The organism is Ensifer sp. 4252 (assembly GCF_050434565.1).
GTDB lineage: Bacteria > Pseudomonadota > Alphaproteobacteria > Rhizobiales > Rhizobiaceae > Ensifer.
Genome location: NZ_JBNDIU010000027.1, coordinates 61934 through 73830, shown reverse-complemented (window position 1 = coordinate 73830; position 11897 = coordinate 61934). Strand labels below are relative to the sequence as shown.

The window sequence follows — 11897 nt, the reverse complement described above, 5'->3', positions numbered from 1 at the left end:
ACCGGTGGAGATCGTCATGGGTGACGTCGTGGTGCGCGTGGCCGGAGATATCGAGCCGGATCATCTTGCCAAGATCCTACGGGCGGTGCGCAAGGCATGATCGCTTCTGGGGTAGTCGTCTACGTCTCGTGTCAACCGGTCGACTTCCGCAAGGGGGCGGCCTCGTTGATGGCTTTGGTCAGGGATGGCGGTCTCGATCCTTTCAATAGCGCCCTTTACGTGTTCCGTTCCAAACGGAAGGACCGTGTCCGGATCGTGTGGTGGGATGGCAGCGGGGTCTGTCTCTATTCGAAAGTTATCGAAGGAGATGGCTTTTGCTGGCCGGCAGCGACGGCGGCGCGCATCCGTCTGGATCATGCCCAGCTCATGGCCCTACTGGCCGGAATGGATTGGAAGAAGATCCGCCCGGACGAAGGAGAGATCGAGACGGCGCGAGTGCATCTCCCCTCGATGTCCTCGAACTCCGCGGGAAGGTAAGGCGTTCGCTCGGCAGTCGATCGCCCCTACACGGACGTGCTTGAAGTTGTGCCGAACACCACGGCCATTCTTCAGGGGTTTCAGTTCAAAGCCGATCAACGCCCCCCGCATCGGCCACCCGCTCCTCGCCCGTGGCAATGATAGTGCGGGTGGCGTCGGTCGATGCATAGGTCCAGAATATCCTCATAGGGTCAGTCGCCGAAGCGTTGATGAAGCGATGCGGAACGTTGGCCGCAATCCAGGTAGTGTCGTGAACGCCGAGTTCGTGCTGCACACCGTCGATCTCGGCAATGGCCAGGCCCTCGATCACCACAACGCTTTCCTCGCAGTTGTGCGTGTGCAGGCCGATTGAAGCACCTGGATCGAAGGTGGTGATGCCGTTGAGCAAGCTGCTCGAGCCGCACCTTCGCGTGACGAGCGGGGTGGTACGCGCCCCGCCGCCGCGGTCGATTGACTGTACGTCACCTCGACGAAGAATGGCGCATTTGTTGGTAGTCATTGTAAAGTCCTCAGAACCTTTGAACGCAGTTCTCTCGTAATTCCGCCCGCCCATCGAATCCTTTTCCCAATCCTTCGGATCGCTTGAACCGAACCCGCCCACCGTGGGGCGTCTGCAGGAAACACAGCGGGATTCGGGATCGGGCCGAATTCGATGCCTGCAACGCCTCGTTCGCCGACCTCCTTCAAATCTAGTAAGGCGCCTGCACCGGCCCCATGCCGACATAGACGGTCTTCAGCTCGCTGTAGTGGTCGAGCGCGGCCACCGAATTCTCGCGACCGAAGCCGGATTGCTTCGACCCGCCGAAGGGGATTTCGACGGGAGCCAGATTATACGCGTTGATCCAGAGCGTGCCCGCCTCTAGCTGATCGGCGACCCGGTGTGCGCGGGTGATGTCGGCGGTGAATACGCCGGCCGAAAGGCCGAATTCGGTCGCATTGGCTCGCGCGATCACCTCGGCCTCGTCGTCGAAGTCGAGCACGCACATGACCGGACCGAAGATCTCCTCGCGGGCGATCGTCATCTCGTCGGTGACGTCGGCAAAGACCGTCGGCTGGATATAGGAGCCTTCGCTGTCGACGGCATTCGGAATGCCGCCGCCGGTCACCAGCCGCGCGCCCTCGGCCTTGCCCTTCTCGATATAGGAGAGGACCCTGTCGCGCTGCGGCATCGAGACCATCGGTCCGAGCTGTGTCTCCTCGTCCATGGGGTCGCCGATGACCATCGCCTCGGTGCGGGCTTTCAGCCGCGTCAGGAACTGTTCCTTGATGCCCTTCTGGACAAAGACTCGGGTGCCGTTCGAGCAGACTTGGCCGGTCGAATAGAAGTTCCCGAGCATGGCGCCGCCGATGGCGCGTTCGAGGTCGGCGTCGTCGAAGACGATCAGCGGCGACTTGCCACCGAGCTCCATGGTGACGTGCTTGAGTTCGGCCGCGGCCGCACCCGCCACCTGTCTGCCCGTCTGCACCGAGCCTGTCAGCGATACCTTGGCGACGTCGGGATGATTGATAATTTGGGGAGCCGTGGTGCGATTGCCCTGGATGACGTTGTAGAGGCCCTTCGGCAGGCCGGCTTCGACCAGGATCTCGGCGATCTTGAGTGCGCCGAGCGGCGTGATTTGCGAGGGCTTGAAGACCATGGCGTTGCCGGCGGCGAGCGCCGGCGCGCCCTTCCAGCAGGCGATCTGCTGCGGATAGTTCCAGGCGCCGATGCCGAAGCAGATACCGAGCGGCACGCGCTTGGTGTAGGCAAAGTCGCCGCCGAGCGGGATGTAATCGCCGTTGAGGGCCGTCGCGATCACGCCGCCGAAGAACTCGAAACTGTCGGCGCCGGAGGTCGGATCGGCGATGATCGTCTCCTGGATCGGCTTGCCGGTGTCGAGCGTCTCCAGTTCCGAGAGCTCGCGGTTGCGCTCGCGCATGATCTCGGCGGCGCGCTTCAGGATGCGGCCGCGGGCAGTCGGGCTCATCGTCGCCCATTCCGGCTGCGCGCGCTTGGCCGCCGCGATCGCCTTTTCGACAATGGCGGGCGTTGCGGCGTGAAGGCGCGCGATCACTTCGCCGGTCGCCGGATAGATGCTCTCGATGACGGTGCCTGAGATGTCCTCGACATATTCGCCGTCGATGAAGTGCGATGCTCGCGGTTGGGCTTTGAATCCCATGTGTAACCCCTTTCGGAGGCGGGTTCGGGTGGCAGGGTGACGCGATAAAAAGGCCTGCCCGAACGGGCAGGCAAACTCCGCTCTCAGGGGAAGACGCGAGCGGAGGAGGTTCGGGAATGAGCGAAGGTCAGCGTTTCACCGGCATGGGGTTGGTGTCGTGGTACATGTAGAGATTGGTCATCGGTTCTATCACGGTCCAAACGCCCTTGATGTCGGGATGGATCGTAACGAAGTCATCTCGCTCGATGTCGAGCCGCGTGCCGTCCGTGAATCTGATCTCTCCTCTCCCCTGCATCACGCAGAACGACACGGCCCGGTCATAGTGAATCTCGAATGGCTCGATCAGGCCGGATTCCCACTTCGTCCACGAGGCGGCGAGTTTCTTGGTGTCTTCTGTTGCGTGAACCCTCTGGATCCGGTCTGTGCTGAAGGTGCGATCCGACTGCATGCTCATGGTTCCTCCCGTTTATGCTGTGGTTGTGAGATAACCTCAGGACGCCCACGATGGGCGACCGTAGCTACTCGACTAGGATTGCTCTGAAGTCATTCACGTTCGTTCCCGTCGGACCCGTGAGCAGCAGATCCCCGATGGCATCGAATGCGGACCAGGAATCATGAGCGTCGAGCAACCGTTGCGCGTGCAGCGATCTTGCCGCCAGCCGGGCGACAGTGCTTCCGTCTGCGAAAGCGCCGGCGTTGTCTTCCGAACCGTCTATTCCATCGGTGTCGGCTGCTATGGCGGAATTCCGGCCCTGCCATCAACGTCAATGGCGAAGGACAACAAGAACTCCGTATTGCGACCGCCCTTGCCTCCACCGGTCATGCTGACGGTGGTTTCACCGCCCGACAGCAGAACAACCGGCTTCTTTCCGTGTGGTGCGCTCAGTTCGCTGACCTGTATCGCGAGTCCTGCGTGCGTGTGCGCGACGTCACGCGCCTCGCCTTCAACGGCATCCGACATCACCACGGCATTGAAACCCCGGCGTCTCGCCTCGACCGCTGCCGCGTCCAATGACACCGCCGCACACGCGATAAGCCGGGACTCGTTTCCGGCGAAACGTGGATCGTTCGTAAACGGTGCCACCGCCGCTTCGGTTTGCAGGTGGCGCATCGCTGGCTCCGGGAGCGCAATTCTGTAGCGTTCGATCACCCGCAAGGCATCATGGCACGTCGAGCTATCGGGTACCGTTGGCCCCGAGGCGACAGGAGCGTGATCATCACCCGGTATGTCCGAGATGATGAGCGAGACCACTCTTGCCGGAAAAGCAGCCGCTGCAAGCCTGCCACCCTTGACGGTCGAGAGGTGCTTGCGAACCGCATTCATTGCCGAGATCGGAGCGCCCGAAGCGAGAAGCGCCTTGTTCACGGCGATCTCGTCCTCCAGCGACATTCCTTCCGGAGGCGCCGGCAGCAATGCGGAACCACCGCCGGACATTAGGGCGATCACCAGGTCGTCTGCGGCAAGACCCGAAACGGCTTCAAAGAGCCGTTCAGATGCAATGAGACCAGCCTCGTCAGGAACCGGATGGGATGCCTCGATGATCTGGATACGGTCGCACGCGACGCCGAATCCATACCGCGTCACCACGACACCCGAAAGCGGTCCTTCCCAGTGTTGCTCCAATGCCCTTGCCATCTGTGCCGAGCCCTTGCCCGCACCGATGACGACCGTGCGGCCTTTCGGGCGGGGCGGAAGATGGCCAGCGATCACCTTGGCCGGGTCGGCAGCGGCGACCGCGGCATCAAAGAGCGATGCCAGAAATGCACGCCGTTCGTCACGCAGCAGCATTCCCTATTCCTCGGCCGGGCCATAGAGCCCAAGTTGATCCAACAGGACGCGTTGGCGCCCGATGTCCTCAACCAGCATCGCCGTATAGCGTTCGACAATCCGGCTCCGGTTTGCCGGATCGGAGACGGCTGCAAGGGCACCCACGACCGTCGCGACCCGCTCGGATGCCTGCTGAAGCTCCTTAAGCAGATCCGTCTTGCTGACGGCCTCGAGGATTGCCTGTTTCGTCACCCTGCCGATGCCGACAGGGGTGCGGCTTCCGGCTGAGACGTATCCTTCCGGAAGATCGCCCTTGAGGTTGGTGACCAACCTGAACTGGATGACGTCGAAGATCTGGTCGACCGCCTGCTTGGCACCGGCCACGCGCGAGGGATGGTCGGTGTCGGCGGCGGCGTGCGGCAGCAGCTCCAGCTTGCCCCTGTGACGCTCTTCGAGCCGGATATAGGGAAGCATGGGGCCGCTGAGACTGCCGGTTGCGGAGTCCTTGAAGAGGTCAGCGTCAATCGCCGCGTGCGCAACCTTGCCGGACGACAGCGCCGCGTCGAGTGCAGTAGCATCCACCACCTCGCCCCGGTCGTAGTTGACGAGCACTGCGCCGTCTTTCAGTGCGGCGAGCACCTCGGCACTGACGGTTCGAGCGTTGGAATAGACCCCGGTGGCCGCGTCCAGGCGGCCGAGACCGATATGCACCGACAGCACGTCGGCCCCGGTCGCAGCCTCGACTGGGCTGCCAGCGTATTCGAATCCTTCAGCCTCGATCCAGCGCCTGTGGCGCTCTCGGGCGTAGATCGCCACCCTCATGCCGAAGGCTTTCGCAAGCTTGGCGACTTCGCGGCCGATATTACCGTAACCGAGAACGGCGATCTTACGGCCCTCGAGCTTGGAGGTCGGGAAGTCCTTGAGCTGCCGGCCTGTGTCGAAGTCGCCAACAGCGACCATCCGGTGGAGTCTGTCGACAGGCAGATCGGGGACGACCTTCAGGACCGCCTTCATCACCATCTGTGCGGTTGCGCGGCTGTTGATGCCGGGCGTGTTCATCAGCGGCGCATCGCCGCCTTCGCCGTTGCCTCCGCCCCAGGATGCGGAGCCCATATTCCCGGTGCCTGCCCCGATACGCACGCCGCCGAGCGGGAAGACCGAGGCCTTCGGAATGGAGGTCGCCGCCGCGATCAGCGCGTCATACTGCCCCTTGTCGGTCTGCGGCAGGATCTCCGCGTCGGTGCTCAGATCCGGCTGGTAGAAGAAGTGGATTCGGCCCTTCTCGAGCGCCGTTCGGTCATCAAGCGGTCCAAGATGGAAGACGCCACCCTTTTCCTCAACATAGGCCTCGATTTCGCTGTGATCCGGATGGCCGTCGGCGGCGATGCGCAGACCGACGAGATCCACCACCAGCACCGCATAGGCGCGAGCCGGATCGTCCTTGCGGACAGGACCACCCGACGTCTCTTGCCGTTCGAAGATAACGCCCTGCTTTGCCAGTTCCTCTTCGAGAACGACGATCTTCGCACGCAGATAGGCGTACTGCAGATTTTCCAGGAGCGCGACGACGTCCTCCGGCTCGCGGATGCCGCCAATCCAGGCCCGGTAGTCGCCCGGCGTGCCTGGGAAAGCGTTGACGTAGCGGGCCGCGTCGAGACCGGGTTCGTACTCGCCGTTCGGATGGGTGATGCCCTCATAGCCGAGCAACTGCTTCGACCGAGCGATGATGCGAGCGTGAATGTCGGGTTCGGAGATACCGTCATCCCGGACCGTCAGGAGCGTTACCGCCGCGCCGCGGCGCTCCGCATCGGCAACCGACAGCGACAATAGCGGATGCCGCTGAACCCATTCGTCGACCACCTTGCGATTGACCGTAGACCGCCGGTTGAGTTCGACGACGGAGCCGACGCGGGCCTCACACTGCAAGAGCCCGAAGGTGGTCTCGGCCAATGCGAGCGCGCTAAACGTATTGATGACACCGCCGAGCATGCGGTCTTCGCCGGCATCGTAAAACGGCCCGACATCAACGGTGCGCTTCGTTGAAAATGGTCTGCTGGGATCGGTTGGCGGGGCGATCTTGAGCTGGCGCGGGATTGCCCAGGCGGGATCCTGCTGGTTCTTGTCGATGAGTGCCAGTGCCTGCGGCGTGAACGTGGCAACGAAGTAGCCGGAGACACCGCCGATCGCTTTCTGGAACGGCGTGAAGAGGCAGCACTTCGCCATCACTGCAGCCACCAGTTCGGGCTCCCAAGGCATTGCGCCGAGCATCGAGGTAGCATCGAACACCGCGTGTCGGTTGGACGGATCGCCGTCCAGCCACTTCAACAGTTCTCCGATCTCGCGGCTGGTGTAGGCATTAGCGCCCGTAGTCTCATGCCCAACGCCGACAAAGATCGAAACGCCAAGATTGGCCAGCTCCTCTGCGGTCGGAATGATGCCTTCGCTGGCGGCGAAATGGATACGGCTCTCGCAACCCTTCTCGGCAAAGCGCTGCATCTCGATCAACTGGGTCGCCCAGGACTGCCGGAAGAAGCCACCGGCCTTGGACGGGTCGCTTTCCGGTCTCGGCGTGTCAACGTAGATGCGCTGCGAGGCATCGTTTGCATTCATCAGATGTTGCGCGCAGACAGTGAAGCCACTGTGCCCGCCGCCGAGCCCAACTGCCATGCGATTGCTCGTCGGAAAACCGAAGTAGCGATGGATCGCGCGCATCATGTCGGTGAGGATTTTGTCGGCCGGATAGCCGCGATGCATGATGCGCGAAATTTCGGCGGCGGTGAAGCCACCAATGTCGATGTCCCTGTCGTCGAACTTGCGATAGGTTTTCTCGATCCAGGCCTCGAAAGCCATGCGTCGCAAGCGACCGTCCACCTCGTCGGTGGTGGCATCGGTGATGGGACCGACACCGAAAAACGAGTTGGAAGGCCTTGCCGGCGCTCCCAATCTGGTCAACTCCAGTGCCTTCAGGCGCTGTTCCTGCATCTGGACCGTGTTCATCATGATCTGCCTATTTGTTGTTCGAGGCGGCCACGCTGTGTGGCCTTGAGCTCTTCAGAGAACGGGCGCCAGACGAGCCGGTCGAAACCGGGAACGCCTCATCTGGAGTGTGAAATGCATGCTGTTCACGGGGGCCGGACATAGCCGCGCTGTTGGACATCCCTCGCCGCCAGCACCCCGTGTTCCCAGGAAGCGTAAAACGCCCCTGTCAAGGTGCCGTTATGCCAGCCAGACGCGGTTCTTCCCGCGTGCGGACCTCGAGGACGGCCGTACGTCCTTCGGATATGCTACGGATGCATCGCTGCATGGCCGGAACGAGATCCTCGGGTTTGGCAACGTGCTCGCTGTAGGCACCGAGTCCTTCGGCGACCTTGGTGTATTCGCCGCTCAGCTTGTTCGCCCCGTAGCGTTGGGTCGCCGTCGGCATGTAGCCGCCATAGCCGCCCATGATTTCATTGCGAAGGACAATGGTGAGAATGGGCAGGCCAGCGCGCACGGCCGTCTCCACGTCCATGCCAATCATGCCGAACGCCGCCTCGCCCATGATGTTGACCGCCAGCCAGTCCGGGCGGGCAAGCTTCGCGCCCAGCATCAGGCCGAGTCCGCTTCCCAACTGCGTGGTGCGGCCCCATCCCATGTAACCGTGCGGCACGATCGCCTCGTAGAAGGGGGTGATTTGGTCGCGCGGCTGTCCTGCGTCGTGCGTGACCACGGTCTTCGTGCGGTCCACGACCTTCATGAGGTCCCAGATGATGCGGTATGGCGTGATCGGCGTCTCGTTGGACGTCAGGAGCGGCATCCATTTCGCCATGAAATCCCGGCGGACCGATGCCACGCCGCGCGCCACGTCGTCGACGTTCGGCCGTTCGGCGAGCGACGGGTGCTGGCTTACTGCGCGTCGGAGTTCAGTCAGCACGGCTTTCGCGTCGCCAATCACCCCCAACGACACAGGATAGTCCTTGGCGATGTCGGCTTCGTTGACAGTGATATGCGCGATCGTCTTGCCAGCCGGAATCGCAGTGACATAGGCCGAGCGAACGAGACTGGTCCCAACGGCTACCACGAGGTCCGCACGCTTGAGGAACTCATCGACCGTGGCGGGCCGGGACTTGCCGCCCGTGCCGAGTGCAAGCGGGTGGTTCTCGGGGAAGGCGCTCTTGCCATTGACCGTGGTGAGGACAGGTGCACCAACAAGTTCCGCCAGCGCCTTCAACTCATCCCACGCACGGGAGTAGAGAACCCCCTGCCCGGCGTAGATCACAGGGCTCTTGGCCCTGACAAGGGCGTTCGCCAGTTCCGCGAGCTCGTTCGCATCCGGTACCGGGGCCGAGCGCCTGGGCGACACATAGTTGAACTCGCCCTTGAACTCCTCCGCCAGCAGGTCCGTGGGTAGTTCAAGCATCACGGGGCCAGGTCCGCCATTGCGAAGGCGGCTGAAAACGTACTGCATCAATTGCGGAAGCTGCTCCACCTTGGCAGCACTTTCGGCCCATTTGGTGATGTGCCGGAAGTTCCGCGACGCCTGAAAATTGGGAGCGGTGACCTCCGCTCCTCTCGGATAGGCGGTCGGCAGAACTAGGATCGGTGCATTGTCACCATAGGCTTGTGCCACCGCCCCGAACGCGGTTTCGACGCCGGGACCGTATTGTGCAGTGACGACACCCGTCGACTGGCCGCCCGTCATCCGCGAGAAGCCCTCGGCCATGTTGACCGCCACTCTTTCGGTGCGGGCGATCACCGGGCGTATCCCCAAGGCCGCGCAGGAATCGAACAGCTCGCTGTGGGGGAAGCCGATAATGTTTTCGACGCCTTCGTTTTGAAGTACCTTTGCTACCAAGTCGCTGCCTGTGAATTTCATCGTCTTTCCTCCTCAGAGATTTGGGGCCGACAGAGCGCGCTCTCTCAGCCAGTTCACGTATTCCTGGATCCGCTGCCTCAGCGGGGCCGGAGCCCAACCGAATTCGGTCCGCATTCGATTGATGTCGTAGGCTCCCCACTGCCCTGCTCTGCGGTCGGGGTCGCATTTCACGTTCGCCGCGGCCAGGTCGGTCTCAGTCGCGCTGACGGGCAGGACGGCGGCGACATGACCCACGAGGTCACGCACCGTCTCCGCGCTTCCGTAGGCGACATTGTAAGTCCGGTGGTTCACGCCTTCGGCGACGACAAGGATTCGAAGGGCCTCCGCCACGTCCGCCGTGTGGATCCAATCGCCGACGCCGTCGAAGGAATGGACGAGCAGCGGCTTGCCTGCGACTGCAAGACTCGCCACCAGATTCGGGGTCCCCTGAACGTTCCTAACGTTGTTGGGCCGATCCATGGGGCCGTAGACCGAGGACAGTCTGGCCGAGACCACGGACAGTCCGTAAAGCTCCCCATATCGTCGGGCGATCATCTCTGCCGAATACTTGGAAATCCCATAGAGTGTCTGCGGAGCGACATAACCGTCTTCGGGCAGTGGCTGGCCTTGCTCGGCAGGGCCGCTGTCCCCATAGACCGAGCCCGTGCTGACATAGACGAAACGCTTGATGCCACCTCGATGGCGGGCAAATTCCAGCGCCGCGACCGTGCCTGAGATGTTGACGTCGAGAACCTTGGTGGGTGCGAGGCGCTCGGGATCGCGGGCCTCGCCCGAAGACGTCACGTAGGGATGGGGCGTGACGGTCGCACCGTGGACGATCGCATCTATGTCGAGATGGGCGATCCTGGCGCTCCAGCCGTCCAAATCGAGTATGTCCGTCTGGACACAATGGATACGGTCCTGCACCGCTCTCAGAAAGCCCGCGCATTCGTCGTCTGCCGGGGTCGCATCCAAGATCGTCACACGGGAATCGGCGTACCGCTCCAGCCAGTGGCGCACGAAATTACTCATGACGAACCCATGTCCGCCCGTGACAAGCAGATTCATTGTCTCACCTGTGATGATTCGATGTGTGGTCGCGTGCGGGAAAGGCCCGCTCCGGATTAGTCCCGTCGGTGTCTGCTCAGCATGCGGTGTAACCTCCGTCGACGAGGATGTCGGTGCCCGTAATGAAGGATGCCGCGTCGCTGGCGAGGAAGCAGACTGCTTCCGCCACCTCTGTCATCGTTCCCAGGCGACCGATCGGGTGCATCCTGGCACCCCATTCCTTTTCGGCAATCTCCATGCCGCCCCATTGGTCGGCCATGCCCTGCGTCGCGATACCGCCCGGCGAAACCGTGTTCACCCGAATACCGTCGAGCGCGTGGTCGAGCGCCATCGCCTTCGCCATCACGAGCAACGCGCCTTTGCTTGCACAGTAAGTCGCCTGGTACTTGCGGGCGACGTGCCCCATCTGGGAGGCGACGTGGACGATGCTGCCCCCGCCCGAGCGCTTGATGACGGGGATGGCGTACTTGGACATCCGGAACACCCCACCGACGTTCACCGCGAGGGAGCGATCGAACAGCTCCTCCTCGACCTCAGGCAGGACCGCATCCTGCATGAAGAACGCTGCGTTGTTGACAAGCACGTGCAGGCCGCCGAATGTGTCGAGCGCCATCGCAGTCGCTCGCTTTGCGTCGGCGCTGCTGCTGACGTCGCCTCCCAGCGACACGCAGGCTCCGCCTTCCGCCTTGACGGCCCTGGCAACATCGGCCGCGCGCCGCTCATTCAGGTCCATGCAGACCACTGCCGCGCCCCGACTGCAGAGCATCGTGGCAATGGCTTTGCCGATATCGCCGCCGGCTCCGGTTACGATCGCAACCTTTCCTTCCATAGAAGCTTTAGTCATTTGGCTGCTCCTGATCGTCCGTGTCATCATGCCCCGCCCAAAATCCGGTGTCGTCGAGGTAGTCGAGAAGTATCTTCTTGGCGTGGAGGATGTGACCTCGCATAAGTTCTCTTGCGGCTGCGCCGTTGCGGGCGAGCATCGCGTCCTGGATACCCCGGTGCTCGTCCACGTGCAGGCGCTCGGCGATGCCGGGATCGGCCATCTCGTGGGAGCAGAAACTTCCAAGGAAAAGCGCCTCGAGATCGCGGATGACGCTGACGAGCGTCGCGTTTCCCGCCGTCTCCTGAATGATGTGGTGGAAGCCGCGGATGGATTCGCTCACTTCAACATTCAGTTTCCGGTCGCTGACGTCCCGATCCGGATCGGGCTGCGCGCGCGTCTGGACGTCACTGGACGCCGCGATCAGCCTTCGATCGAAGTCGTCATCGGCCCGAGCGCATGCAAGCTGCGCGGCGTAGCCCTCGAGTTCGGCCCTGAGATCGTAGACCTCCTCGATCTCCTGGCGCGTGAGGGTGCGCACCGTCGCTCCTCTGTTGGGCGCGAACGTGACCAGCCGCTGAGCCTGGAGCTTGCGAAGGGCTTCCCTTATAGGCGTTCGACTGACCCCGAACCGGGCGCAGAGCTCCTCCTGCCGGAGCTTCGACCCGGGCTGCAGCCGCCCCGCGAGGATGTCTGCCTCGAGCTGGAACGCGATCTCGTCCGCCAGCGTCGTTTCTGTAAGAACATCTTCCTCAAGCTGTGCCATGA

9 protein-coding genes and 1 pseudogene are annotated in these 11897 nt (G+C 62.6%); 1 reads left to right on the top strand and 9 read right to left on the bottom strand.

The features are described from left to right. Positions 1–96: 96 nt before the first annotated feature. Complete coding sequence (gene tnpB / locus ABIE33_RS31255) at positions 97–477, top strand: IS66 family insertion sequence element accessory protein TnpB (protein WP_429132280.1); 381 nt, start codon at positions 97–99, stop codon at positions 475–477. An 85-nt stretch (positions 478–562) separates the two neighbouring features. On the opposite strand, the gene ABIE33_RS31250 is transcribed toward tnpB, so the two are convergent. The 9 genes and pseudogenes from ABIE33_RS31250 to ABIE33_RS31210 form a co-directional block, all read right to left on the bottom strand. Beyond that, positions 563–976: a cupin domain-containing protein gene (locus ABIE33_RS31250; protein ID WP_429132277.1), complete on the bottom strand. Its 414-nt coding sequence runs from the start codon at positions 974–976 to the stop codon at positions 563–565. Positions 977–1166: 190 nt separating this feature from the next. Next, positions 1167–2636: a betaine-aldehyde dehydrogenase gene (betB, locus tag ABIE33_RS31245; RefSeq protein ID WP_429132275.1), complete on the bottom strand. Its 1470-nt coding sequence runs from the start codon at positions 2634–2636 to the stop codon at positions 1167–1169. 127 nt (positions 2637–2763) lie between these two features. Beyond that, positions 2764–3090 (bottom strand): hypothetical protein, encoded by a 327-nt coding sequence (locus tag ABIE33_RS31240; RefSeq protein WP_429132272.1) that lies wholly within the window; start codon positions 3088–3090, stop codon positions 2764–2766. 64 nt (positions 3091–3154) lie between these two features. Continuing rightward, positions 3155–4425 (bottom strand): annotated as a pseudogene (locus ABIE33_RS31235) (glycerate kinase type-2 family protein). 3 nt (positions 4426–4428) lie between these two features. Beyond that, positions 4429–7404, bottom strand: coding sequence for an NAD(P)-dependent oxidoreductase (locus ABIE33_RS31230; RefSeq protein WP_429132269.1), 2976 nt, complete (start codon positions 7402–7404; stop codon positions 4429–4431). 205 nt (positions 7405–7609) lie between these two features. Then, entirely contained in the window at positions 7610–9259 is a 1650-nt protein-coding gene (locus tag ABIE33_RS31225; RefSeq protein ID WP_429132266.1) for a thiamine pyrophosphate-requiring protein, read from the bottom strand. A gap of 12 nt (positions 9260–9271) precedes the next feature. Continuing rightward, the gene (locus ABIE33_RS31220; RefSeq protein ID WP_429132264.1) at positions 9272–10306 is read right to left on the bottom strand and encodes an NAD-dependent epimerase/dehydratase family protein; all 1035 of its coding nucleotides are present in this window, start codon (positions 10304–10306) and stop codon (positions 9272–9274) included. Positions 10307–10382: 76 nt separating this feature from the next. Next, positions 10383–11150 carry an SDR family NAD(P)-dependent oxidoreductase gene (locus ABIE33_RS31215; RefSeq protein ID WP_429132263.1) on the bottom strand — a complete coding sequence of 256 codons (768 nt, stop codon included), beginning with the start codon at positions 11148–11150 and terminating at the stop codon, positions 10383–10385. Next, the gene (locus ABIE33_RS31210) at positions 11143–11895 is read right to left on the bottom strand and encodes a GntR family transcriptional regulator (RefSeq protein ID WP_429132261.1); all 753 of its coding nucleotides are present in this window, start codon (positions 11893–11895) and stop codon (positions 11143–11145) included. Before ABIE33_RS31210 ends, ABIE33_RS31215 begins: the two co-directional genes overlap by 8 nt. Positions 11896–11897 lie beyond the last annotated feature (2 nt).

Bases quoted from the DNA above. Each gene is read 5' to 3' on its own strand.
- betB (WP_429132275.1), bottom strand. From the start codon at position 2,636: ATGGGATTCAAAGCCCAACCGCGAGCATCGCACTTCATCGACGGCGAA.
- ABIE33_RS31240 (WP_429132272.1), bottom strand. From the start codon at position 3,090: ATGAGCATGCAGTCGGATCGCACCTTCAGCACAGACCGGATCCAGAGG.
- ABIE33_RS31230 (WP_429132269.1), bottom strand. From the start codon at position 7,404: ATGATGAACACGGTCCAGATGCAGGAACAGCGCCTGAAGGCACTGGAG.
- tnpB (WP_429132280.1), top strand. From the start codon at position 97: ATGATCGCTTCTGGGGTAGTCGTCTACGTCTCGTGTCAACCGGTCGAC.
- ABIE33_RS31250 (WP_429132277.1), bottom strand. From the start codon at position 976: ATGACTACCAACAAATGCGCCATTCTTCGTCGAGGTGACGTACAGTCA.
- ABIE33_RS31220 (WP_429132264.1), bottom strand. From the start codon at position 10,306: ATGAATCTGCTTGTCACGGGCGGACATGGGTTCGTCATGAGTAATTTC.
- ABIE33_RS31210 (WP_429132261.1), bottom strand. From the start codon at position 11,895: ATGGCACAGCTTGAGGAAGATGTTCTTACAGAAACGACGCTGGCGGAC.
- ABIE33_RS31225 (WP_429132266.1), bottom strand. From the start codon at position 9,259: ATGAAATTCACAGGCAGCGACTTGGTAGCAAAGGTACTTCAAAACGAA.
- ABIE33_RS31215 (WP_429132263.1), bottom strand. From the start codon at position 11,150: ATGACTAAAGCTTCTATGGAAGGAAAGGTTGCGATCGTAACCGGAGCC.